Source organism: Pseudomonas sp. B21-021 (assembly GCF_024749205.1).
In the GTDB taxonomy this organism is placed as follows: Bacteria; Pseudomonadota; Gammaproteobacteria; order Pseudomonadales; family Pseudomonadaceae; genus Aquipseudomonas; species Aquipseudomonas paraglycinae.
This window is the reverse complement of sequence record NZ_CP087192.1, coordinates 5,540,963-5,563,400: the sequence shown is the minus strand read 5'-3', so window position 1 is coordinate 5,563,400 and position 22,438 is coordinate 5,540,963. Positions and strand designations below refer to the sequence as shown.

Here is a 22,438-nt window from a genome sequence, read left to right as displayed (position 1 = left end):
GAATGGCAGGGTTAAGACAGTTGCTCCCACATTTAACCCGGTTTCTTCAGGAAAAATGCGGTCCACTGTGGGAGCGGGCTTGCTCGCGAAGGCGTCATGAGCAGCACCGCAAAAAATCAGTCGAACATGAACAGCGCATCATTGCTGAACTGCGCCTCGAACCGTCCCGCCGGCATCGGCCGGCCGAACAGATAACCCTGAACCTCGTCGCAGCCATGCTCGCGCAGGAAGTCCAGTTGCTCATGGGTTTCCACGCCCTCGGCGATCACTGCCAGATTCAGGCTGTGGGCCATGGCGATGATCGCCCGGGCGATCTGCGCGTCCTGCTCGCCGGACGGCAGGCCGTCGACGAAGGTGCGGTCGATCTTCAGCACGTCGATCGGGAATTGCTTGAGGTAGTTCAGCGATGAGTAACCGGTGCCGAAGTCGTCTACCGCGATGCTTAAACCGAGGTTTTTCAGGCCGGCAAGGATCTGCATCGCTTCGCTGACTTCGCGCATCAGGATACTTTCGGTCAGTTCCAGCTCCAGGCACGCCGGCGGCAGGCCGGTTTCCTTGAGGATGGTGGCGATCCGCGTGCCGAGCTGGCCGTCGGAGAACTGCCGGGCGGAAATGTTCACCGAGACCTTCGGCACGCGCACGCGGCTCTGGTGCCAGGTCTTGAGCTGGCGACAGGCCTCGCTGATGACCCAGTCGCCGACGTCTACCACCAGCCCGAGCTCTTCGAGCACCGGAATGAAATCTCCCGGCGGCACCAGCCCGCGACGCGGATGACGCCAGCGCAGCAGCGCTTCGGCGCCGGTCAGGCGTTTGCCGTCGCCGCTGAACTGCGGCTGGTAATACAGCACGAATTCGTTTTGCTCGAGGGCGTGGCGCAGATCGCTTTCCAGCTCCAGACGCTCCAGCGCACTGGCGTTCATGTCGGCCTGATAGAACTGGAAGTTGTTCTTGCCGCGCTCCTTGGCGTGGTACATCGCGGTGTCGGCGTTCTTCATCAACTGGCTGAGTTCGTTGCCGTCCTGTGGGCTCAGGGCGATGCCGATACTGGCGGTGACGAAGAACTCGCGACCTTCCAGCACGAACGGTCGCACCAGACTGGCAAGAATCTGCTCGGCCACGTGGATCGCGCGGTTCAGCGCCATCTCGCGGCTGGAGCGGTGTTGCAGCAACAGGGTGAATTCGTCGCCGCCCATCCGCGCCACGGTGTCGTCATCGTCGACACAGGCCAGCAATCGCGTGGCCATGTCCTTGAGCATGCGGTCGCCGGCGGCGTGGCCGAGGGAGTCGTTGATCGGTTTGAATCGGTCGAGGTCGAGGAACATCAGCACCACCCACGACTTCTGCCGCTCGGCCGATTGCAGCGCGGTGTGCAGACGATCCTGGAACAGCGTGCGGTTTGGCAGGTGGGTCAGGGCGTCGTAGTAGGCGAGGCGGTGAATCCGCTGCTCGCTGGCCTTGCGCTCGCTGATGTCGCTGAAGAAGCACACGTAACTGGCCAGATCGCCCTCGTCATCGAGCACGGCGGTGATGCCGACCCACGCCGGGTAGTGCTCGCCGTTGCGGCGTTTGAGCCAGACTTCACCTTCCCAGGTGCTGTGCTGATGCAACTGCTTGAGCACGTAGCGCAGGTGCGCGTCCTGCTGTTCGTCGACGGTCAGCATGTTCGGCAACTGGTCGAGCACTTCGCTCACCGCGTAGCCGCTGACCCGGCTGAACGCCTCGTTGGCCTGGACAATGTAACCGGCCGGGTCGGTGATCAGGATCGCCGAGGTCGAGTGCTCGAATACCGTGGCCGCCATGCGCAGGTCTTTCTCGGCGCGGCGCTGCTGGCTGATGTCGCGACCCACCCCGAGCACGCCTTCGAAGGCGCCGTGTTCGTCCCACACCAGCACCAGACGCAGTTCGATCGGGATCTTGCGACCGTCGGCGCGCAGGCAGTCGAACAGGAACATCTGGGTCTGCACCTGGCTGCGCAAAATCACCAGTTGCTCGGGTTTGCCCAAGGCTTTGCTGACCCGATCCATCAGGTGATAGATGCCGCTCAGTTGCTGCGGGTTGGCGATGGTCGACTGCCAGCCGTTCTGGAAAATCCATTCGGCGTCATAGCCCAGCACCGCCTGCACCGACGGGCTGACGTAGTTCAGCGACAGCTGGCTGTCGGTGGAGAAAATCACGTCGCTGATGCTTTCGGCGAGCATCCGGTAGCGTTGTTCGCTGTCGCGCAACGATTCGCTGGCTTCGATCTGCTCGGTGATGTCCTTGGCCACGCCGATGATCCGCGTGACCTGATCGTGCTTGTCCCGGGCCAGCGCCTGTTCGCGAATGTCGAAGCGCCGCCACTTGCCGTCGCGATGGCGGAAGCGCAGCTGGCATTGCAGCAGCTGACTGTAACCGGCGTGACGCTGCATCTGCCGCGAGCGGTGGTAATAGTCGGCGTCTTCCGGGTGCAGGAGGATTTCCCAGAAGTACTCGCCCATCTGGTGCAGTTCGGTGCGGTTGTAACCGAGGGTCTGGCCGAGGTGGTGGTTGCTGAAGATCATCCGCTGGCTGATCACGTCCTGCACGTACAGATGATCCGGCACGGTACGCACCACGTCCGACCAGAAACCTTCGCGCTCCAGCAGCGACAGCTCGATCAGCTTGCGGCTGGTGATGTCGTTGATGCTCAGGATTACGGCCTTGTAGTCGTGCTGTTCCTGCGGCAGGCGCAGCACCAGCCACAGGTGCTGGTCGCGGCCATTGATGTCCGGCAGCTTGATTTCCAGTTCCAGCTGCTTTTGCTGCTGGAGCACGGCGTCGAGTACCTGATTGCCGATAGCGCACTGACTGTGCGGCTGACCGTCGATCAACAGTTGCCAGGCGTGGTCGCAGGAATTGACGTTGAGCAGTTGCAACGCGACCTGGTTGACCTCGGTCACCCGCAGCTCGTGGAGCAATTGCTGGCGCTGCGCGGGCTGGTCGAGCCAGGCCTTGAGCTGGTCGCTGGTCTGGATCTGGGCCTTTTCGAAAACCTGCTTGAGCCCCGAAAGATCCAGCACGCACAACGCCACGCCGGTGCCTTCGAAAATATCCTGATAACGCCGACGCCCTTCATGCACCTGACGCTGACGGCGGCGCATGTTGAGCAACGCGATAAACGGCAGCAGCGAGAGCGCCAGGCCCAACAGGCATTTGCCGATGAACGCCGGCAGCAGTTGTTCGAGCACATGCTGGCGGTCGAACAGGCCACGCAGTTGCCAGTCGCTGCTGCTCAGCGGCACGGTCAGCACGCTGTTGGCCAGATCGTCCGGGGTCAGGGTGCTGGTCTTGGCGGACGGCAGGGCTTCGTCGCGGCTGATGATCTGATGGTTGACGCGGTTTTCCACCAGCCACAGCGGACGGATACCGGCTTCGCCCTGTTTGGTCAGTGCGTCGAAGAAGGTCGGTGTCAGGCGCAGCGCCCAGTAACCGCGCGTGCTGCCGCTGGCCTGATGCAGCAACAGATGCACCACCGAACCGTCGTCGGCGTTACTGAAGTAATGGGCTTGAGCGCGACTGCGGCGAACCAGATCGCTGAGGTAATCGGCGTCGTGGCTGTCAGTGGCGCTGTCGCTGAGGATTTTGCCGGACGGGCTGAGCAGCGCCAAGCTGCGCAGGTCGGGCAGCGATTGCTGAAGCTTGCGCAGCAGCGCCTGCTGTTCGTCGGCCGACTGGGGCTGTTCGACGATCGGTAGCAGATTGAGGGCGATCTGCGCGTTCAGCGCCATGTTCAGGCTGACCTGAGCAGCGAGGTCGGCGGTGTAGTCGATGGTGTACTGACGCTGGTTTTTCTGGGTTTCGCGCAATTGATCGAGCAGCTGCCAGAACAGCAGCGCGAGCAGCAACAGCACCAGTGTCGCCAGCGCGCCTTTCAATGTTCCGCGCAGGGACGAGCCGGGCGCCGGTTGGGTGCTGCTCACAGAGGCTGGCGGAGTGACGTTGGACAAGCTGAAATCCTGCGGTCTGGCTGGACTGGCGCGACGTGCACTATAAGCCGGACGCCCAAGAGGCGGCTAGCATGCCTTGAGTTGTGGCGAAGTGCCAGCCCCGCTCGGCTGGACTGCCATCGGTCATTAAGGTAGCTTTGCCGGTTACGCGGGAGCGTTCCAGCTCCTAGAATCAGACTTTTTTCAGCGCGCACGCATTGATCACCATCAAGTGAACGACGCGCATGGTCTGGCCGGGCATCGCCTGCGCTCCAATCATTCATCTGTCACTGACCCAAGGTTCTCCATGGCTCAATACGTCTTCACCATGCATCGGCTGGGCAAAGTTGTTCCGCCGAAGCGGGAAATCCTGAAAAACATTTCGCTGTCTTTCTTCCCCGGCGCCAAGATCGGCGTACTCGGCCTCAACGGTTCGGGTAAATCCACGCTGCTGAAAATCATGGCCGGCGTCGACACCGAGTTCGAAGGCGAAGCGCGCCCGATGCCGGAACTGAACATCGGTTACCTGCCGCAAGAGCCGCAACTGGATCCGACCAAGACCGTGCGTGAAGTGGTCGAGGAAGCGGTCAGCGTGATCAAGGATGCGCAAGCGCGTCTGGACAAGGTCTACGCTGCCTACGCCGACCCGGATGCCGACTTCGACAAGCTGGCCGCCGAACAGGCCAAGCTCGAAGCCATCCTGCAGGCCAGCGACGGTCACAACCTGGAGCGCCAGCTGGAAGTTGCCGCCGATGCGCTGCGTCTGCCGGCCTGGGACGCCAAGGTCGAACACCTGTCCGGTGGTGAAAAACGTCGTGTGGCCCTGTGCCGTCTGCTGCTGTCCGCCCCGGACATGCTGCTGCTCGACGAACCGACCAACCACCTGGACGCCGACTCCGTTGCGTGGCTCGAACACTTCCTGCACGACTTCCCAGGCACTGTGGTAGCGATCACGCACGACCGTTACTTCCTGGACAACGTCGCCGGCTGGATTCTGGAACTCGACCGCGGCGCGGGCATTCCTTACGAGGGCAACTACTCGGGTTGGCTGGAAGCCAAGTCCGATCGTCTGGCCCAGGAATCCAAGCAGCAATCGGCCCACGAAAAAGCCATGAAGGAAGAACTGGAGTGGGTGCGCAAAGGCGCCAAGGCCCGCCAGTCGAAATCCAAGGCTCGTCTGCAACGCTTCGAAGAAATGCAGTCGCAGGAATTCCAGAAGCGTTCGGAAACCAACGAGATCTACATCCCGGCCGGTCCGCGCCTGGGTGACAAGGTCATCGAGTTCAAGAACGTCACCAAGGGCTACGGCGATCGCGTCCTGATCGACAACCTGTCCTTCTCGATGCCCAAAGGCGCCATCGTCGGCGTGATCGGCGGTAACGGTGCCGGTAAGTCGACCCTGTTCCGCATGCTGATGGGCAAGGAAACCCCGGATTCCGGCAGCATCGAGATCGGCGAAACCGTGCAACTGGCCTGCGTTGACCAGAGCCGCGAAGACCTGGACGGCAGCAAGACCGTGTTCCAGCAGATCTCCGATGGTTCCGACCAGATCCGTATCGGCAACTACGAGATCCCGTCGCGTACCTACGTCGGTCGCTTCAACTTCAAGGGCGGCGATCAGCAGAAGTTCGTCAAGGACCTGTCCGGTGGTGAGCGCGGTCGTCTGCACCTGGCGCTGACCCTGAAGGAGGGCGGCAACGTCCTGCTGCTCGACGAACCGTCCAACGACCTCGACGTTGAAACCCTGCGTTCCCTGGAAGAAGCCCTGCTGGACTTCCCGGGCGCCGCCATTGTGATCTCTCACGATCGGTGGTTCCTTGACCGCGTCGCGACTCACATCCTGGCGTACGAAGACGACTCGCAAGCCGTGTTCTTCGAGGGCAACTACACCGAGTACGAAGCCGATCGCAAAAAGCGCCTCGGCGAAGCAGCGGCCCAGCCACACCGGGTACGCCACAAGAAACTGGCCTGATAACAGGTTGGTTGCATGAAAAAGCGGGGCCTTCGGGCTCCGCTTTTTTTTGCCTGCAATGCAGACTGTTTTATAGAGTGTGTACTATTTGTTTTCATAAATGCGACATTTTTGTCTGTTGCTGTGTACATATCGTTTGTTACAGTCCGGCTCAATCTCCTCCAACGACAACAAATTTGCCGAGACTTTTCCCATGATCGAATCCGTCGAATCCTTCCTCGCGCGTCTGAAAAAGCGCGATCCGGATCAACCCGAATTCCACCAGGCCGTCGAAGAAGTCCTGCGCAGCCTGTGGCCGTTTCTCGAAGCCAATCCGCACTATCTGACCTCCGGGATTCTGGAGCGCATTTGCGAGCCGGAGCGGGCGGTGGTGTTCCGTGTGTCGTGGGTCGACGATCAGGGCAAGGTCCAGGTCAATCGCGGTTTCCGCATCCAGATGAACAGCGCCATCGGCCCGTACAAGGGCGGCTTGCGCTTCCACCCTTCGGTGAACATGGGTGTGCTGAAATTCCTCGCCTTCGAACAGACCTTCAAGAACTCCCTGACCTCGTTGCCCATGGGCGGCGGCAAGGGCGGTTCGGACTTCGATCCGAAGGGCAAGAGCGACGCCGAAGTCATGCGTTTCTGCCAGGCGTTCATGAGCGAGCTGTACCGCCACATCGGTGCCGACGTGGACGTGCCGGCCGGGGATATCGGTGTCGGCGCACGGGAGATCGGATTCCTGTTCGGCCAATACAAACGCCTGAGCAACCAGTTCACCAGCGTGCTGACCGGCAAGGGCATGACCTACGGCGGCAGCCTGATCCGTCCGGAAGCCACCGGTTTCGGTTGTGTGTATTTCGCCGAGGAAATGCTCAAGCGCCGCGAGCAGAGCGTCGAAGGCAAACGCGTGGCGATCTCCGGTTCCGGCAACGTTGCGCAATACGCGGCTCGCAAAGTGATGGATCTGGGCGGCAAGGTAATTTCCCTGTCTGACTCCGAAGGCACGCTGTATTGCGAGGCGGGCCTGAGCGAAGAACAGTGGCTGGCGCTGCTGGAACTGAAGAACGTCAAGCGCGGACGGATCAGCGAATTGGCTTCCGCCTTCGGCCTGGAGTTCCGCGCCGGTCAACTGCCATGGTCGTTGCCGTGCGATATCGCGTTGCCTTGCGCCACCCAGAACGAACTCGACGCCGAATCCGCCCGCACCTTGCTGCGCAACGGCTGCTTCTGCGTAGCAGAAGGCGCCAACATGCCGACCACCCTCAATGCTGTGGATATCTTTATCGAGGCCGGCATTCTGTTCGCGCCGGGCAAGGCCTCGAATGCCGGCGGCGTGGCGGTCAGCGGTCTGGAGATGTCGCAGAACGCCATGCGCCTGCTGTGGACGGGCGGCGAGGTGGACAGCAAGCTGCACGGGATCATGCAGTCGATTCACCACGCCTGCGTGCATTACGGTGAGGAAAACGGCCGGATCAACTACGTCAAAGGCGCGAACATCGCCGGCTTCGTCAAAGTCGCCGACGCGATGCTGGCGCAAGGCGTAGTTTAAGAACGCTCGATGCGGATCACTTCGATCAGTTGATCGCCGGCCGGACGCTGCCACAGCACTTCATCGTTGAGCCGCGCGCCAAGCAGCGCACGGCCCAGCGGTGAGGCCCAGTTGATCAGACCGTTGGCCGCATCGGCCTGATCCTCGCCGACCAGTTGCACCCGGCGCTCGGTGTCGTGTTCGTCGGCGTAGGTCACCCAACTGCCGATCTGCACCTTGTCGTTCGACGTCGGGGCCGGGGCTACTTGAGCGCTGCCGACCCGTTGATTGAAATAACGCAAATCCCGTTCGAGATCGGCCAGCCGCTGCTTGTCGGCCTGTTCGCCCTTGGCGGACTGTTCGGCGTGCAGGGTTTGCAGTTCGGCGACTTTCGCCTGCAACTGGGCAAGGCCTTGCGGCGTGACGTAATTGGGCTGTGTGCTGACCTGCCGTTCGACCGGCTGATCGGCTTGCGCAGCGGCGTTGTCTTCGTTGACGAAGGCGCGACTCATGATGGGCTCCTGTTACAACCGTTGGGCCATGGTCGCAGGCAAAAGGTTTCGCTGGATGTCTGGAAACGACCTACTGCGAACGATAAGCCCGCGCTGCGCCCTGATCCTTTTCCTGCTGCCAGGCGCGCTCGCGCTCGTCCCAGTGCTCGTTGCGATACTGTTCGCGATCCTTGTTTTCCAGCATCGCCTGACACTGGCGGAAGCCGTCGCTCCAGCCTTCGGCGTATTGCTTGTCCTTGAGATAGCGCGGCACGTTCTTGCGAAACTCGCCGCTGATCGAACCGGCCGCCTGCCGACCGCTGATGCAACCGTCATCGAACCCGTCGGCGAACGCCGGTGGATAACCCTTGGCAATCAGATCTTCGTGGGTGCTCTGACAGCCACCCAGCAACAGCAACACGCCCGCAAAAACCGCACACCGCCACATCACACTCTCCCGGGCCGGTTTTCCGGCTTATGGGGAAAGTCTAGAAGATGATTCGTCGGGCTTTGGTGAAAGGCCTGTAAGTAATTCGTTAACCAGTGGAGATCCCTGTGGGAGCGGGCTTGCCCGCGATGAGGCCATCAGACTCAACATCTCTGTTGACTGATCATTCGCTATCGCGGGCAAGCCCGCTCCCACAGGTTCAGGGAAATGTTCGGGATCAGTAGTGATACCACTTCACTTCCAGCATCACTTCGGTTTCCGGCGTGGCCAGATGGCTGAACTCGCGCTGGGCGCTCAGGCGCAGGCCAAGGTTGCGCGACAATTCCCACTGCTGATTCAGACTCAGGCTACGGCGCACTTCACCATTGAAGAAGTAATCGCCTTTGGCCTCCAGGCTGAGATTGCCCAGCGGGTTTTTCCACAACACGCCGGTATTGAAACCGCCGGCGGGTGAAACGAACTCGGCGAAATCATTGTTGTGTTCAACGCGCACCGTACCGAGGGCAAAACCCAGCACATCGTCACCCAGCGCCCAGGTGCCGCCTCCGCCACCGTTGACGTGGCTGACCAACGTCTCGTCATCATGCTTGCCCGGTACACGTTCAAGACCACCGGTGACTTGCCACGACAGCGGCTGCAACAGCGCATTGCGCGGCGTCAGCGAGCGGATGGTCGCCAGATCCAGTTGCTGGAATTGCCAGTGATTGCCTTCGTACTGGCGCAGCTTCATTTGCAGGATTTCGATCTGTGCGCCGAGGGGGAAACTCTCGGCGTTGTCGTTGAGGTCGTGATAGGCCATGCGCAAGCCGTACTCGCCGAAGGCGCGGTCACCGCGCGTGCCGAGACCGGCCTGCCAGGTGCGCGATTCATGGCCGTCTTCGGGCAGGCCCGGTTGTGGAATCTGCAGCTCCGGCGCCGGATTCTTGTTGATCGCCCGCAGCAATTCGAAACTGCGCTGCGCTCGCTGTGGATCACGTTCCTGGCCGTTGGCGCGGTAGCGCTCCAGCCGATACGCGGCGTCGATGATCAGCGCTTGCCGGTCGCGGGGCAGGGCCTTGAAAACCGGATCCTGCAATTGCTGTTGATCGGCGCTGACTTTCAGCACCCAGTCCTGTTCTTCGCCGCTCAAGGGCTCGGCGCGGCTGAGCAGTTCGCGCTCGCGGGACGGGCGGTATTCGATGTGTTCGACCAGCCCGGCTGCTTTCACCGCTTTGACGGTGTCGGTCGGGATCGCGGTCAGCGGGAATTGTTCGGTCAGGCGCAGGCTCGGGCGCGCCACCTGCAACAGTTCGAGCAGGCGATAGGAGCAGTTTTCATCGAAGAAGAAGTAGTCGAACTGGATCTGCTTCAACTCCCACACATGCTCGACCATCCGCGCGGTTTCGGCTTGCGTCAGATTGAGCCGGTACTCCCACAGGTCGCGGTTTTCCAGACTGCGGTATTCCGAGAGTTTTTCCTGATAGGGCACCAGCGCGAACAGCCCCGGATAGCCGCCCATCAGGCCTTTCCAGGCGTAAAGAATGCTGTTGTCCGAACCTTCGATGTAGGCGCCGAAGTTGATCGCGTAACTGAGCAGCGAAGTCTTGTCGCTCTGTACGTCAGCCTGGTCGATGCGCAGCAGGGTGTGGCCGAACATCGACGACGGGCTGTTGAGGTAGGCCGCGGGGAAAATCATCACCGCACTGTGGGGCGAGACGTCCTTGAACCACTTCTTGAATTCGGCGCAGTCCGGTGTCGGCAGATCGGTCAAGTTGAGTTGATCCTTCAACCAGCGGGTGCGTGCCGGGTAGACGCACTGGGCGTGTTGCTCACCGAGACTGGCGGGGGCGTACAGCGCTTGCACGGTGGCCGCCAGTTCATGGTCGGGGTGTTCGTTGCCGTTGGCGGCAAGAAAGAATTTTTTGTCGCTGACGTAGCTGCGCCAGCCTCCGAGCTTGGCGGTTTCGTAATGACCGAGGGAAATCCAGAAGCGGTCGTTGGCCAGTTGCTGCAAACGTTGAGGGTCAATGTGAGGCGCGGCGGACAGCGGGGCGCAGACACACAGCGCCAGCCAGGCAAGGCGTTTGAGCATAAATGGCAACTTAAGTCGAAAGAAACAAAGCCCAGGAAGGGCGGGTCGAAAAAATAAAACCCGCTTCCCGAAAGAAGCGGGTGGGTCGAGCTTAAGCCTGAGTCGCGTACTTGGCCAGACGTGGGTCTGCCTTCAGGACGGCCAGGGTGTTGGTATGCACGTCTTCGGCGGTCACGTCAGCCTTGCTGAAGATCTGCTGGAAGTGCTCGTGAGTGACGGCGGCGAAGTGCGCACGGTCTTCCGGCGCCACGCCCAGTACCACGGCATAGGTCGTCAGCGCTTCGCCGTTGCCCTTTGCCATGTCTTCGGACAGCTCGTTCATCATGCCATTCATGGCAAACCAGGATTTGCCGCCGTAGGTCAGCGATGCGTTGGTGGAGCAACCGTTGGTGCCGGACGTCATGCCGAATGTGGCATTGCCGGAGGTGCCGTTGGTGGTGGATGCCAGGAAGTGAGCAGGGGTGCCACGCTGACCTTCGAACAGCATGTTGCCCCAACCGCAATCCGGGCCGCCTGGAGCTTGCGCCATTGCGTTGATGGATACAGCGGTGAAGAGAGTACCGAGAAGAATCCGTTTCATAGCTTTGTTCTCTTTGTGTGCATACCAATGGACAGGGTTCTGGCCCCCCAAGCTCTGTAGAAACAGATCCAAACGAAGCCAGTGGGCCGGTATTAGTTCCAGCCGCGCAGTTTGGAGTTTAGGCACGTTCCCGGGGTTCCGTGATTTTTTACAAAAGATTTGGCGATACCCCCGGTTTCACTGGGGCTGCGTCAAGGTTGGGCGGTTGTCTATGCTTTGTCGTATGGCGCGCCTTGCCAGTGGGGCTCGGGCAGCGCCAGAATGCCGCTATCTGCCCCGCCTGATTGTTAAGGAAGCCCGATGCCTGATCCTGTTGCTGCCAGCTTGCGTCTAGCGCCCGAAGCGCTGACCCGTCCGTTTTCCGCTGAACAGTTCAGCTTCACTACCACCAATGATCTGGAGCCCTTTCGCGGTGTGCTCGGCCAGGAACGTGCGGTCGAAGCCTTGCAGTTCGGTGTGGCCATGCCACGCCCCGGTTACAACGTATTCGTCATGGGCGAGCCCGGCACCGGCCGTTTCTCGTTCGTCAAACGCTACCTGAAGGCCGAAGGCAAACGCCTGCAGACCCCGGCGGACTGGGTTTACGTCAACAATTTCGATGAGCCGCGCGAACCCCGCGCCCTGGAACTGCCATCGGGCAGCGCCGCCGCCTTCATCGGCGACATCAACGGCCTGATCGACAACCTGCTGTCGACCTTTCCAGCGGTGTTCGAGCACCCGTCCTACCAGCAGAAGAAGAGCGCCATCGACCGCGCCTTCAACCAGCGCTACGACAAGGCGCTGGATGTCATCGAACGTCTGGCCCTGGAAAAAGACGTCGCCCTGTACCGCGACAGCAGCAACATCGCCTTCACCCCGATGCTCGAAGGCAAGGCGCTGGACGAAGCCGAATTCGCCCAGTTGCCGGAGACCGAGCGCGAGCGCTTCCACGAGGACATTTCCGGCCTCGAAGAACGCCTGAACGAAGAACTCGCCAGCCTGCCGCAATGGAAGCGCGAGTCGAGCAACCAGCTGCGTCAGCTCAACGAAGAAACCATCACCCTGGCCTTGCAGCCTTTGCTCGCACCGCTGTCGGAAAAGTACGCGGAAAACGCCGCCGTCTGCGGTTACCTGCAAGCGATGCAGGTCTATCTGCTGAAAACCGTGGTCGAGCAACTGGTCGATGACAGCAAGACCGACGCTGTCGCGCGCAAGCTGCTGGAAGAGCAATACGCCCCGAGCCTGGTGGTCGGCCATCCGGCCAGCGGCGGTGCACCGGTGGTGTTCGAGCCGCATCCGACCTACGAAAACCTGTTCGGCCGTATCGAGTACACCACCGATCAGGGCGCGCTCTACACCACCTACCGCCAGTTGCGTCCGGGTGCACTGCACCGCGCCAATGGCGGTTTCCTGATCCTTGAAGCAGAAAAAATGCTCGGCGAGCCGTTCGTGTGGGATGCGCTCAAGCGCGCCCTGCAATCGCGCAAGCTGAAGATGGAATCGCCGCTGGGCGAGATGGGCCGTTTCGCCACCGTGACGCTCAATCCGCAGCACATTCCGTTGCAGGTCAAAGTGATCATCATCGGCGCCCGTCAGCTGTATTACACGCTGCAGGACCTCGATCCGGACTTCCAGGAGATGTTCCGCGTTCTGGTGGACTTCGACGAAGACATCCCGATGGTCGACGAAAGCCTGGAGCAGTTCGCCCAGTTGCTGAAAACCCGCACTTCGGAAGAAGGCATGGCGCCGCTGACCGCCGACGCGGTGGCGCGTCTGGCGACTTACAGCGCGCGTCTGGCTGAACACCAGGGGCGTTTGTCGGCGCGGATCGGCGATCTGTTCCAGCTGGTCAGCGAGGCGGATTTCATCCGGCATCTGGCCAACGATGAAATGACCGACGCCGGCCACATCGAGCGTGCGCTCAAGGCCAAGGCCACCCGCACCGGTCGGGTGTCGGCGCGGATTCTCGACGACATGCTGGCGGGGATCATTCTGATCGACACCGACGGCGCGGCGGTCGGCAAATGCAACGGCCTGACCGTGCTCGAAGTCGGTGACTCGGCGTTCGGTGTGCCGGCGCGGATTTCCGCCACGGTGTACCCGGGCGGCAGCGGCATCGTCGACATCGAGCGCGAGGTCAACCTCGGCCAGCCGATCCACTCCAAGGGCGTGATGATTCTCACCGGGTATCTGGGCAGCCGTTATGCACAGGAATTCCCGCTGGCGATTTCCGCGAGCATCGCGCTGGAGCAATCCTACGGCTACGTCGATGGCGACAGCGCGTCGCTGGGTGAGGCGTGCACGCTGATTTCGGCGTTGTCGAAAACCCCGCTCAAGCAGTGCTTCGCGATCACCGGCTCGATCAACCAGTTCGGTGAAGTGCAGGCGGTGGGCGGGGTCAACGAGAAGATCGAAGGCTTCTTCCGTCTCTGCGAAGCACGCGGGCTGACGGGCGAGCAGGGCGCGATCATTCCGCAGGCCAACGTCGCCACCTTGATGCTCGACGAGAAGGTGCTGGCGGCGGTGCGTGCCGGGCAGTTCCACGTTTACGCGGTGCGTCAGGCCGACGAAGCGTTGAGCCTGCTGGTGGGCGAGCCGGCCGGTGAGCCGAACGAAGAGGGCGAATTTCCGGAAGGCAGCGTTAACGCGCGGGTAGTGGAGCGCCTGCGAGTGATTGCCGAGATGATCAGCGAAGAGGATCTGAAAGAGGCCGAGAAGGAACTGGCGCAGGAGGCGCTGGCGGAGGCCAAACCGGCCTGATATCAGTCTCCTTGTAATGCCCCTGTGGGAGCGAGCTTGCTCGCGAAGGCGTCCTGTCAGTCGACGAAAATGTTGCCTGATGCGCCGCTTTCGCGAGCAAGCTCGCTCCCACAGTTATTTCGGGTGCAATCATCGAAAGTGCCATCACTCTGGCGTCAATATTCACACAATGACCATTCGGCGCCTTCTGGTTCTGTGCGGCTTGCGCGGCGGACTTTTCTTCTATTCTCTGCTCAAGGACATCGACAGTATCACTGGATCGAAACAGCTCTTCAGCAAGGGCTGAACACCGGCTTTACCGAGGGTCGCCGCCATGTCGCGCAACCTCTGCCTCACCCGTCAATGCCTGGGTCTCGTGACCCGTATCGAATGCGCCATCAAGCCGTTGGCCGGCGATAACGGCATGTGGACGTTGCTCTTCGCCGCCGGCATGGCCGGTGAACAACCTTCCGCCATCAAGGCCCAGGGCCCGTTCCACGGGCCGATCGCCGCCGAGTCGATTCTCGACACCATCGTTGAAAGCCTGACGATGCACGGCTATGAGCTGGCCAATGATCCACAGATCTGGTCGTTGCATCTGCAGGCGCAGTTGCGGCAGATCAACGGTGGGCGCGGACGCAGCATCGGCACTTTCGATCACTAGATCATCAGCGCCGACCATTAGCGTCGATCAGGGCGCAGCGCCCTGGGTCTGCGCCTTGTCGAGTTTGACCTCAAAGCCGTATTGCACGGTGGCGAGGTCGGTTCGCTGATAGGTTTCCACGCGCGTCGGACGGCCGTAGAAATAATGCACGCCGAATAACGCTGGTCCTTCAGCGCTTGCGTCGTGGCTGACCGACAGAATCTGTTTCAGATAATGACCGCTGTCGTCCTTGACGAAGAATCGCCATTCGTTGGCGGGGTATCGCTTCAAATCCACCACCAGCGCGTTGTTTCTGATTTCGAGCCCTTTGGGCAGGGCCTTGGCTTCGTAAGCCTGTTTGTCCACCGTGGCCAGGAACAACGGCATCGAGCCGACGGCAATCGCCGGGGTTTCCGGGAACAGGTTCAGGTCGTAGGTGATGGTCGCCTGTAGCGGGTCGACCTGATACGCCTCGGGCGGCAGTTCGATTGGCTCGTCGAGTTTGCCGTTGTGCTTTTCAGTGAAGAACGTCACCGGGCTTTCGCCGGGGCTGAAGTCGTCGCCGAGCATTTCATCGTTGAAAGTTTTGCGATGCTCGAACTCGATGCGCGCGGCGCTCGGCTCTTCAACCGACTGGCGGATATGAACGCCGCTTTTCAGCTGTTCTTCAGTCAGAGATGCGCCCTTGAGCCAGTCGGGCGCCTGGTCGTCGTAGACAGTGATCGGCAGGTCGAGCGGCTGCACGGTTTTTTCCGTGGTGTGCGGATCGAATTCGCGTACGGGCAGATCCAGGGCCTTGCGAGTGACGGTCGCTTCGGAAAAATCCAGCAGGCTGACTTCAAGGGTGTCGATCGGGCCGTTGAAATACACCTTGTTGTAGTGGTGCGGGTGCTGCTGTTCGAAGGCCTGTTGTTCATCGTCCAGCTTTTTTTCCAGCGTCTCGCTCCAGGCTTTTTGCTGTTGCAGGTACGCCAGCTGCTTTTGATAGAACGCTACCTGCTCGGGGTTTTCGTTGATGGCGCCGGCACGCACCAGATACTGGCCCGTCGAGTCGCGGGCCTGAACGATCAACGGATTGAGCCGGGTGTTGGCGACTTCCGGGGCGAGCGGCAACTGGTTGCTGAACTCGAGTTCGGCGTAGTGCGTGTCCAGTTTCAGCAGGGTCACGCTGAGGTTGCCGTCGGAGCGGGTCTGGCCGACGTCCTTTTTATCCAGATTGAAACTGTGCAGGCGTTTCGGGGCGATGACTTCCACCTGGCCTTGCAGGCTGACCGGGCGCGGCAGGTTCTTCTTGTCGACATTCAGCCCTTCGATGAACGGGTAGGTGACGGTCAGGTCATCGGGGTTGGTGACGTTGGAGCTGGACGGACTCAACTGAATGCCCGGATCGGTTTCCGACCATTCCGGCTGATAGGCGATGACCCGTTTGTTGCTCAGGGTTACCGATTGCCATTCCACGCCATGGGGGAACAGAAAGCCGCCGGGGATGTTGAGCACGAAAGGGAACACCGGTTGCAGGTCGGTGAGGTAATCGGAACTGGAATCCTTGTGCAGCACAAACAGGCCGTTGATGAAGGTGTCGACCAGCGCCTGCGGTGTCGGGTAATGCCGGAGTACGCCGAGGGCGTCTTCGCCGTATTCGGTCCGGGACGGTTTGTTGTCGAGTCGCTGTTGCGCGCGTTCGAGCAACAGCAGCGAGCCGCCGAGTTCGGTCACGGCGTCCTTGAGTTTCGGGTCGGTGATGGCGTCCAGCGATTGCTCGAACTGCGCGGTCTTTTCTTCGAGACTGACGGCGGGTTTTTCATCGCCGGGCGAACACCCGCCCAGCATCAGGGCGAAGCAAATTCCGGCAGTCGTTATCGGCAATCGCACATCCATTTCCAGTCGTCCTGTCCACTGTCGCTGGGCTGTCAATGGTTTGGACACTAGCAGAAAAACTTTGACACACACACGCAGGTGGCGGATTTCCGGGCGGTTTCTGGCTGTCATGGGCGGCTGGTATACTCGCCGCCGATTTCAACCCTTCTTGTGTGAGAGTCAATGGAACGCTTTATCGAAAATGCAATGTACGCCACGCGCTGGCTGCTGGCGCCGATCTACATCGGGCTGTCCCTCGGGCTGCTGGCGCTGGCATTGAAATTCTTCCAGGAAGTGTTTCATGTCATTCCCAACGTCTTCTCCATGGCCGAGTCCGAGCTGATTCTTGTGCTGCTGTCGCTGATCGACATGGCGCTGGTCGGCGGCTTGCTGGTGATGGTGATGATTTCCGGCTACGAGAACTTCGTGTCCGAGCTGAACATCGATGAAGGCAAAGAGAAGCTCAGCTGGCTGGGCACCATGGACTCCTCGTCGCTGAAGATGAAAGTGGCGGCGTCGATCGTGGCGATCTCCTCGATCCACCTGCTGCGAATCTTCATGGATGCCAAGAACGTCGATCCCGAGCACCTGATGTGGTACGTGATCATCCACATGACCTTCGTGATTTCGGCGTTCGCCATGGGTTATCTGGACAAGCTCACCAAGCACTGATGAGCTGACGATTGCTGTAACAAAACCGCCCGTCTGTTGCGAAACAGACGGGCGGTGTCGTTTGTGGCTTGTACTTTGATCGGCCGAGGCATATCCCTGTAGGTCTCAAGGCTCGCCACCGTGTGAGGTGCGTTCATGAACCTGCAAGAGTTGAATGCGTTTGCCGTCGCCAGAAAGGTCGACGAACTGAACCTGATCTCCATGGAAGGCGGGATCTACCTGCTTGAAGCCCGCATGCATGGTGCGGCGTATCCGCTGAGCGACCCGCAGGGGGAAATGCTGATGCTGCGTTCGGTCGAGCATGCCCGGGATGTGCTGCATAACTTTCCGGTGCTGCCGTTCAACCTGGTGCACACCTCGGTGCACGATGAAATGTGCGGTCTTGGCGCCAGTGGCGAAGAAAGCCTGAAGGTGCCGCTGGCCTGGCGATCCGCGCTGTAGGCCCGAGGGCCTGATCAATGCCGGAACATCTGTGCTAGTCTGCTCGCCCTTTTGGTTCCGGGCGCGCCGGGACGCGCTGTGTACGCACGGCATGTCCTGAGGCCGTCCGCACAGCGGAGCAGTGTCATGTCCGAAGTAAATCTGTCCACCGACGAAACCCGCGTCAGCTACGGCATCGGCCGTCAGCTGGGTGACCAGCTGCGCGACAACCCGCCACCGGGTGTCAGCCTGGACGCCATCCTGGCTGGTCTGACCGACGCATTCGCCGGTAAGGAAAGCCGTGTAAGCCAGGAAGCCATGTCCGCCAGCTTCAAGGTGATCCGCGAGATCATGCAAGCCGAAGCCGCTGCCAAAGCTGAAGCCGCTGCTGGCGAAGGCCTGGCATTCCTGGCTGAAAACGCCAAGAAAGAAGGCATCACCACCCTGGCTTCCGGCCTGCAGTTCGAAGTGCTGACTCAAGGTGAAGGCGCCAAGCCGTCCCGTGAAGACACCGTGCGTACTCACTACCACGGCACGCTGATCGACGGCACTGTGTTCGACAGCTCCTACGAGCGTGGTCAGCCGGCTGAATTCCCGGTTGGCGGCGTTATCGCTGGCTGGACCGAAGCCCTGCAACTGATGAATGCCGGCAGCAAATGGCGTCTGTACGTGCCGAGCGAACTGGCTTACGGCGCTCAAGGCGTTGGCAGCATCCCGCCGCACAGCGTTCTGGTGTTCGACGTCGAGTTGCTCGACGTTCTGTAATCCCGTTACCCTGCACAAGCGTGGCTTGTGCAGGGTTTCTCCGCCGTTTTCATACTTCGATCTTGTTGTGCAGTTCACTGGTCGGGCGCAAGGCCCGGGCATAGCAGAACAGGAACAGATTGCGCACCAGCTCCTTGAGCACCAATGGCTCGCTGGAACTCAGGCCGCTGACGTCCAGATCCCCTTGATCCTGCAACTCGTGCAGGGCTTCTTCTTCCAGTACCGCGCAGACTTCACCGGTTTCCCGATGCAGGATCCTGAGGTACGGGTGCGGGCGATCCAGCCAGGCGTCGATCAAATAAGTCATGGGTCTCATCTCCATTGAAAGGGTTTCAATGAGAATAATTCTTATTCGTCAAATAGCAAGCGCCTATTGGCGGTTTGTGATTTTTTGCGGGTAAAGATTGCGTAAGGTCAAAACGGCTGGCGCTTGGCTATCGCGAGGATTTGCTGGGGATTGCGGGGGAGGGCGAAGCTCCATCCCACGGCGGGCGCGGGATGGAAGACAGCAGAATCAGACTTTTCTGACGAACTCGGATTTGAGTTTCATCGGGCCGATGCCGTCGATCTTGCAGTCGATGTCGTGATCGCCATCGCACAGGCGGATGTTCTTGACCTTGGTGCCGACCTTGACCACCAGCGAGGTGCCCTTGACCTTCAGGTCCTTGATCACGGTGATGGTGTCGCCGTCCTGCAGGACGTTACCGACCGAATCCTTTTTCACGGCATCGTCGGATGCCACTTCGGCTTCACCGCCGGCAGACCACTCGTGGGCGCACTCCGGGCACACCAGTTGGGTGCCGTCTTCGTAGGTGTATTCGGAATTGCATTTCGGGCAGGGTGGCAACGTGCTCACTAAGGCTCCTTGGAGAGGGGATCGCTAAAAGTCGCACATTGTATAGGGTTTTAGCCGCTGATGGCAGGCAACAAAAAACCGCAGGCTCCGACGGAGGCTGCGGTTTTTTATGATGCGGCGTTGATCAGTGCGTGCGGGCGACCGCGAACTCGCTCAGCTCAACCAGTGCATCGCGGTATTCGCTGGCCGGCAGCGCGTCGAGGCACTTGATCGCGCGGGCCACGTAGTCACGGGCCAGTTGCGCGGTGTATTCCAGGGAGCCGGAGGCTTCCACGGCGATGCGGATGCTTTCCAGGTCTTCGATCCCGCCTTTCTGAATCGCCTGGCGTACCAGTGCAGCTTGCTCTGGCGTGCCTTCGCGCATGGTGTAGATCAGCGGCAGGGTCGGCTTGCCTTCGGCCAGATCGTCACCGACGTTCTTGCCCAGGGTTTCGGCGTCGCCCTTGTAGTCGAGCAGGTCGTCTACCAGCTGGAATGCCACGCCCAGGTGGTCACCGAAGGTACGCAGCGCTTCGCTCTGCTCGGCGGTGGCACCGGCCAGCGCGGCGGCGCTGTGGGTCGAAGCCTCGAAGAGCATCGCGGTCTTGCCGCGGATGACTTCCATGTAGGTTTCTTCAGTGGTGCTGGCGTCGCGAACCTTGGACAGTTGCAGCACTTCGCCTTCGGCGATGATGCGCGTGGCCTGGGACAGGATCTTCATTACCGGCATCGAGCCCAGTTCGACCATCATCTCGAACGAGCGCGAGTACAGAAAGTCGCCGACCAGTACGCTCGGGGCGTTGCCCCACATGGCGTTGGCGGTCGAACGGCCACGGCGCATGCCGGACATGTCGACCACGTCGTCATGCAGCAGGGTCGCGGTGTGCAGGAATTCGATGGTGGCGGCCAGCAGGCGCATGTCGTCGCCTTCGCGACCCAGGGCCTTGCCACACAGCAGCACCAATAAAGGGCGCAGGCGTTTGCCGCCGGCCGACGTGATGTAATCGCCGATTTTCGATACCAGCGGCACTCGGGAAGTCAGCTGCTTCTTGATGATGCCGTCGACGGCGCTAAAATCGTCCGCCACCGCGCGGTAGAAAGCTTGGGGTTGCATCAGCGACAGGTGCTCCAGAAGGGTTGCGCGGCATGCTAGGACCCACGTCCGGGCCTGTCAAGGCGCGATGGACGGCCCCTTGCATGACTTCGAAGGCTTGCGTACAATCGCGCACCCTGAACTTCCTGGGCAGCACCTGCCTTACGCAATTGCAAACGGGCCTCCAGCCCATTGCAGCCATGCCAGCCAATACCTCTTCTTATAAAGAGCTGGGTGAGCAGGATTATCGGAGAAATACCATGTCTTATGCAGTAATCGTTACTGGTGGCAAGCAGTACAAAGTTGCACCAGGTGAATACCTGAAGATCGAAAAACTGGAAGTCGCTACTGGCGAATCCGTAACTTTTGATCGCGTTCTGTTGGTTGCCAATGGCGACGACGTGAATATCGGCGCTCCAGTTGTTGCTGGCGCTACCGTTGTGGCTGAAGTGATCTCCCAAGGTCGTCACGATAAAGTCCGCATCATCAAGTTCCGTCGTCGTAAGCACCACATGAAGCGTATGGGCCACCGCCAGTGGTACACCGAGATCAAAATCACCGGTATTCAGGCTTAATTTCAGCCTAATTCCTCACTAGGAGAATTGACTCATGGCACACAAAAAAGCTGGTGGTAGTACCCGTAACGGTCGCGACTCAGAAGCCAAACGCCTTGGCGTGAAGATGTATGGCGGCCAGGTCATCAAGGCCGGCAACATCATCGTGCGTCAGCGCGGCACCCAATTCCACGCTGGCTACGGCGTTGGCATGGGTAAAGATCACACTCTCTTCGCGAAAATCGAAGGCGTGATCAAGTTCGAAGTAAAGGGCGCTTTCAACCGCCGTTACGTGAGCGTAGTCGCGGCTTAATCGCGAGTATGCTGGAGAAGCCCTGTCTTGCGACGGGGCTTTTTCGTTTGTGGGGTGAGTCTCTTGCAAAGCTGTTTGTATGGGCTGTCGGCGTGCGATGCAGGTCGTGAGTTGGGGTCGCTGCGCTCATTTTTGCAAGAGTCTTATGTCTTGATTGTTTTTCGGCTCGTCCGTACGGCGAGAGGCGTTGGTTATGAAGTTTGTTGATGAAGTATCGATCCGCGTAAAGGCTGGTGACGGCGGCAATGGCTGCATGAGTTTCCGTCGGGAAAAATTCATTGAAAACGGCGGTCCGAACGGTGGTGACGGCGGTGACGGCGGTTCCATCTTCATGATGGCCGACGAAAACCTCAACACCCTGGTGGACTACCGTTACACCCGGCACTTCGATGCCGAGCGTGGTTCCAACGGTGGCAGTACCGACTGCACCGGCAAGAAGGGTGAAGACCTGATCCTGCGCGTGCCTGTCGGCACCACCGTGATCGACTCCGCCACCCAGGAAGTCATCGGTGACCTGACCAAGGCCGGTCAGAAACTGATGGTGGTTCAGGGCGGCTGGCACGGTCTGGGCAACACCCGTTTCAAATCCAGTACCAACCGTGCGCCGCGTCAGACCACCCCGGGCAAGCCGGGCGAGCAGCGCGACCTGAAACTGGAAATGAAGGTTCTGGCTGACGTCGGCCTGCTGGGTCTGCCGAACGCCGGTAAAAGTACCTTTATCCGTTCGGTATCGGCTGCCAAGCCGAAGGTCGCCGATTACCCGTTCACCACTCTGGTGCCGAACCTGGGTGTTGTCAGCGTCGATCGCTGGAAGAGCTTCGTCATCGCCGACATTCCGGGGCTGATCGAAGGCGCTTCCGACGGTGCCGGTCTGGGCATTCGTTTCCTCAAGCACCTGGCGCGTACTCGTCTGTTGCTGCACCTCGTGGATATGGCGCCGCTGGACGACAGCAGTGCGCCGGACGCCGCTGAGGTAATCGTCAACGAGCTGATCAAGTTCAGCCCGTCGCTGGCCGAGCGTGATCGCTGGCTGGTACTGAACAAGTGCGACCAGATCCTCGAAGAAGAACACGAGGAGCGGGTCAAGGAAGTGGTCGAGCGTCTGCAGTGGGAAGGTCCGGTCTACGTGATCTCGGCCATCGCCAAAGAAGGCACCGAGCGCCTGACGCGCGACATCATGCGTTATCTGGAAGATCGTGCCGATCGCCTGGCCAATGACCCGGCCTACAAGGAAGAACTGGCCGATCTCGATCAGCGCATCGAAGACGAAGCCCGTGCTCAGTTGCAGGCGCTGGATGACAAGCGTGCCCTGCGTCGCAGCGGCGTGAAGTCGGTCCATGACATCGGCGACGATGACTGGGACGAAGAAGATGTGGATGACGAAGACGGTCCGGAAATCATTTACGTGCGTGACTGATTCGTTGCAGTAAACTTAAGCGCCGCTCAATCGAGCGGCGTTTTAGTATCTGGAAATCGATTGTTGGTCACGAAGAACCACGAATAACGTCACGGGCAGTGCCAGGTCGCGCTGCCCTCAAGCTAAGGTTGAAGA

19 protein-coding genes are annotated in these 22,438 nt (G+C 60.3%); 10 read left to right on the top strand and 9 right to left on the bottom strand.

The window, feature by feature from the left end:
• Positions 1-116 precede the first annotated feature (116 nt).
• Positions 117-3,965, bottom strand: a complete 3,849-nt coding sequence (gene morA, locus LOY31_RS25005; protein ID WP_258712334.1) for a cyclic di-GMP receptor MorA — start codon at positions 3,963-3,965, stop codon at positions 117-119.
• Positions 3,966-4,251: 286 nt separating this feature from the next.
• Here morA and ettA point away from each other — a divergent pair, with 286 nt between their 5' ends.
• Positions 4,252-5,916 carry an energy-dependent translational throttle protein EttA gene (gene ettA / locus LOY31_RS25000; protein ID WP_258712333.1) on the top strand — a complete coding sequence of 555 codons (1,665 nt, stop codon included), beginning with the start codon at positions 4,252-4,254 and terminating at the stop codon, positions 5,914-5,916.
• 193 nt (positions 5,917-6,109) lie between these two features.
• Entirely contained in the window at positions 6,110-7,447 is a 1,338-nt protein-coding gene (gene gdhA / locus LOY31_RS24995; RefSeq protein ID WP_221534806.1) for an NADP-specific glutamate dehydrogenase, read from the top strand.
• On the opposite strand, the gene LOY31_RS24990 is transcribed toward gdhA, so the two are convergent.
• The 4 genes from LOY31_RS24990 to LOY31_RS24975 all read right to left on the bottom strand — a co-directional run bounded on the left by LOY31_RS24990 (position 7,444) and on the right by LOY31_RS24975 (position 11,016).
• Complete coding sequence (locus tag LOY31_RS24990; protein WP_007950974.1) at positions 7,444-7,938, bottom strand: GreA/GreB family elongation factor; 495 nt, start codon at positions 7,936-7,938, stop codon at positions 7,444-7,446. The two genes, gdhA and LOY31_RS24990, sit on opposite strands and share 4 nt — an antisense overlap.
• A 70-nt stretch (positions 7,939-8,008) precedes the next feature.
• Positions 8,009-8,365, bottom strand: coding sequence for a hypothetical protein (locus tag LOY31_RS24985; RefSeq protein ID WP_007950973.1), 357 nt, complete (start codon positions 8,363-8,365; stop codon positions 8,009-8,011).
• 217 nt (positions 8,366-8,582) lie between these two features.
• A complete protein-coding gene (locus LOY31_RS24980) occupies positions 8,583-10,436 on the bottom strand; it encodes a DUF4105 domain-containing protein (RefSeq protein WP_258712332.1) in 1,854 nt (617 codons plus the stop codon).
• Between the two features lie 91 nt (positions 10,437-10,527).
• Positions 10,528-11,016: a DUF3015 domain-containing protein gene (locus LOY31_RS24975; RefSeq protein ID WP_007950971.1), complete on the bottom strand. Its 489-nt coding sequence runs from the start codon at positions 11,014-11,016 to the stop codon at positions 10,528-10,530.
• A 300-nt stretch (positions 11,017-11,316) separates the two neighbouring features.
• Between LOY31_RS24975 and LOY31_RS24970 the strand changes: the two genes are divergently transcribed.
• Both LOY31_RS24970 and LOY31_RS24965 read left to right on the top strand, forming a co-directional pair.
• Complete coding sequence (locus LOY31_RS24970) at positions 11,317-13,755, top strand: Lon protease family protein (protein ID WP_085608705.1); 2,439 nt, start codon at positions 11,317-11,319, stop codon at positions 13,753-13,755.
• A 313-nt stretch (positions 13,756-14,068) separates the two neighbouring features.
• On the top strand, positions 14,069-14,398 hold the full coding sequence (locus LOY31_RS24965) for a hypothetical protein (protein WP_007950969.1): 330 nt from the start codon (positions 14,069-14,071) through the stop codon (positions 14,396-14,398).
• A 27-nt stretch (positions 14,399-14,425) separates the two neighbouring features.
• Here LOY31_RS24965 and LOY31_RS24960 read toward each other — a convergent pair whose 3' ends face one another.
• On the bottom strand, positions 14,426-16,255 hold the full coding sequence (locus LOY31_RS24960; RefSeq protein ID WP_258712331.1) for a hypothetical protein: 1,830 nt from the start codon (positions 16,253-16,255) through the stop codon (positions 14,426-14,428).
• 162 nt (positions 16,256-16,417) lie between these two features.
• On the opposite strand from LOY31_RS24960, the gene LOY31_RS24955 reads away from it, so the two are divergent.
• The 3 genes from LOY31_RS24955 (at position 16,418) to LOY31_RS24945 (ending at position 18,091) form a co-directional block, all read left to right on the top strand.
• Positions 16,418-16,906, top strand: coding sequence for a TIGR00645 family protein (locus LOY31_RS24955; RefSeq protein WP_007950967.1), 489 nt, complete (start codon positions 16,418-16,420; stop codon positions 16,904-16,906).
• Positions 16,907-17,041: 135 nt separating this feature from the next.
• Positions 17,042-17,347, top strand: coding sequence for a DUF6482 family protein (locus LOY31_RS24950; RefSeq protein ID WP_258712330.1), 306 nt, complete (start codon positions 17,042-17,044; stop codon positions 17,345-17,347).
• 126 nt (positions 17,348-17,473) lie between these two features.
• Positions 17,474-18,091: an FKBP-type peptidyl-prolyl cis-trans isomerase gene (locus LOY31_RS24945; RefSeq protein WP_007950965.1), complete on the top strand. Its 618-nt coding sequence runs from the start codon at positions 17,474-17,476 to the stop codon at positions 18,089-18,091.
• 49 nt (positions 18,092-18,140) lie between these two features.
• On the opposite strand, the gene LOY31_RS24940 is transcribed toward LOY31_RS24945, so the two are convergent.
• The 3 genes from LOY31_RS24940 to LOY31_RS24930 form a co-directional block, all read right to left on the bottom strand.
• On the bottom strand, positions 18,141-18,398 hold the full coding sequence (locus LOY31_RS24940; protein ID WP_007950964.1) for a hypothetical protein: 258 nt from the start codon (positions 18,396-18,398) through the stop codon (positions 18,141-18,143).
• Positions 18,399-18,605: 207 nt separating this feature from the next.
• On the bottom strand, positions 18,606-18,947 hold the full coding sequence (locus tag LOY31_RS24935) for a zinc ribbon domain-containing protein YjdM (RefSeq protein WP_007950963.1): 342 nt from the start codon (positions 18,945-18,947) through the stop codon (positions 18,606-18,608).
• A gap of 124 nt (positions 18,948-19,071) precedes the next feature.
• On the bottom strand, positions 19,072-20,040 hold the full coding sequence (locus tag LOY31_RS24930; protein ID WP_007950962.1) for a polyprenyl synthetase family protein: 969 nt from the start codon (positions 20,038-20,040) through the stop codon (positions 19,072-19,074).
• A 239-nt stretch (positions 20,041-20,279) separates the two neighbouring features.
• On the opposite strand from LOY31_RS24930, the gene rplU reads away from it, so the two are divergent.
• The 3 genes from rplU (at position 20,280) to cgtA (ending at position 22,303) form a co-directional block, all read left to right on the top strand.
• Positions 20,280-20,594: a 50S ribosomal protein L21 gene (gene rplU, locus LOY31_RS24925; RefSeq protein WP_007950961.1), complete on the top strand. Its 315-nt coding sequence runs from the start codon at positions 20,280-20,282 to the stop codon at positions 20,592-20,594.
• A 34-nt stretch (positions 20,595-20,628) separates the two neighbouring features.
• Positions 20,629-20,886 carry a 50S ribosomal protein L27 gene (gene rpmA / locus LOY31_RS24920; RefSeq protein ID WP_007950960.1) on the top strand — a complete coding sequence of 86 codons (258 nt, stop codon included), beginning with the start codon at positions 20,629-20,631 and terminating at the stop codon, positions 20,884-20,886.
• 193 nt (positions 20,887-21,079) lie between these two features.
• On the top strand, positions 21,080-22,303 hold the full coding sequence (gene cgtA, locus LOY31_RS24915) for an Obg family GTPase CgtA (RefSeq protein WP_085608701.1): 1,224 nt from the start codon (positions 21,080-21,082) through the stop codon (positions 22,301-22,303).
• The last annotated feature ends 135 nt before the right edge of the window (positions 22,304-22,438 follow it).

What these genes read in the sequence shown, in the direction of transcription:
- LOY31_RS24945 (WP_007950965.1), top strand. Translation starts at nt 17,474, where the DNA reads ATGTCCGAAGTAAATCTGTCCACCGACGAAACCCGCGTCAGCTACGGC.
- LOY31_RS24990 (WP_007950974.1), bottom strand. Translation starts at nt 7,938, where the DNA reads ATGAGTCGCGCCTTCGTCAACGAAGACAACGCCGCTGCGCAAGCCGAT.
- LOY31_RS24960 (WP_258712331.1), bottom strand. Translation starts at nt 16,255, where the DNA reads ATGGATGTGCGATTGCCGATAACGACTGCCGGAATTTGCTTCGCCCTG.
- LOY31_RS24940 (WP_007950964.1), bottom strand. Translation starts at nt 18,398, where the DNA reads ATGACTTATTTGATCGACGCCTGGCTGGATCGCCCGCACCCGTACCTC.
- LOY31_RS24985 (WP_007950973.1), bottom strand. Translation starts at nt 8,365, where the DNA reads ATGTGGCGGTGTGCGGTTTTTGCGGGCGTGTTGCTGTTGCTGGGTGGC.
- LOY31_RS24955 (WP_007950967.1), top strand. Translation starts at nt 16,418, where the DNA reads ATGGAACGCTTTATCGAAAATGCAATGTACGCCACGCGCTGGCTGCTG.
- LOY31_RS24950 (WP_258712330.1), top strand. Translation starts at nt 17,042, where the DNA reads ATGAACCTGCAAGAGTTGAATGCGTTTGCCGTCGCCAGAAAGGTCGAC.
- LOY31_RS24965 (WP_007950969.1), top strand. Translation starts at nt 14,069, where the DNA reads ATGTCGCGCAACCTCTGCCTCACCCGTCAATGCCTGGGTCTCGTGACC.
- gdhA (WP_221534806.1), top strand. Translation starts at nt 6,110, where the DNA reads ATGATCGAATCCGTCGAATCCTTCCTCGCGCGTCTGAAAAAGCGCGAT.
- LOY31_RS24930 (WP_007950962.1), bottom strand. Translation starts at nt 20,040, where the DNA reads ATGCAACCCCAAGCTTTCTACCGCGCGGTGGCGGACGATTTTAGCGCC.
- cgtA (WP_085608701.1), top strand. Translation starts at nt 21,080, where the DNA reads ATGAAGTTTGTTGATGAAGTATCGATCCGCGTAAAGGCTGGTGACGGC.
- rpmA (WP_007950960.1), top strand. Translation starts at nt 20,629, where the DNA reads ATGGCACACAAAAAAGCTGGTGGTAGTACCCGTAACGGTCGCGACTCA.
- LOY31_RS24975 (WP_007950971.1), bottom strand. Translation starts at nt 11,016, where the DNA reads ATGAAACGGATTCTTCTCGGTACTCTCTTCACCGCTGTATCCATCAAC.
- ettA (WP_258712333.1), top strand. Translation starts at nt 4,252, where the DNA reads ATGGCTCAATACGTCTTCACCATGCATCGGCTGGGCAAAGTTGTTCCG.
- LOY31_RS24970 (WP_085608705.1), top strand. Translation starts at nt 11,317, where the DNA reads ATGCCTGATCCTGTTGCTGCCAGCTTGCGTCTAGCGCCCGAAGCGCTG.
- LOY31_RS24980 (WP_258712332.1), bottom strand. Translation starts at nt 10,436, where the DNA reads ATGCTCAAACGCCTTGCCTGGCTGGCGCTGTGTGTCTGCGCCCCGCTG.
- rplU (WP_007950961.1), top strand. Translation starts at nt 20,280, where the DNA reads ATGTCTTATGCAGTAATCGTTACTGGTGGCAAGCAGTACAAAGTTGCA.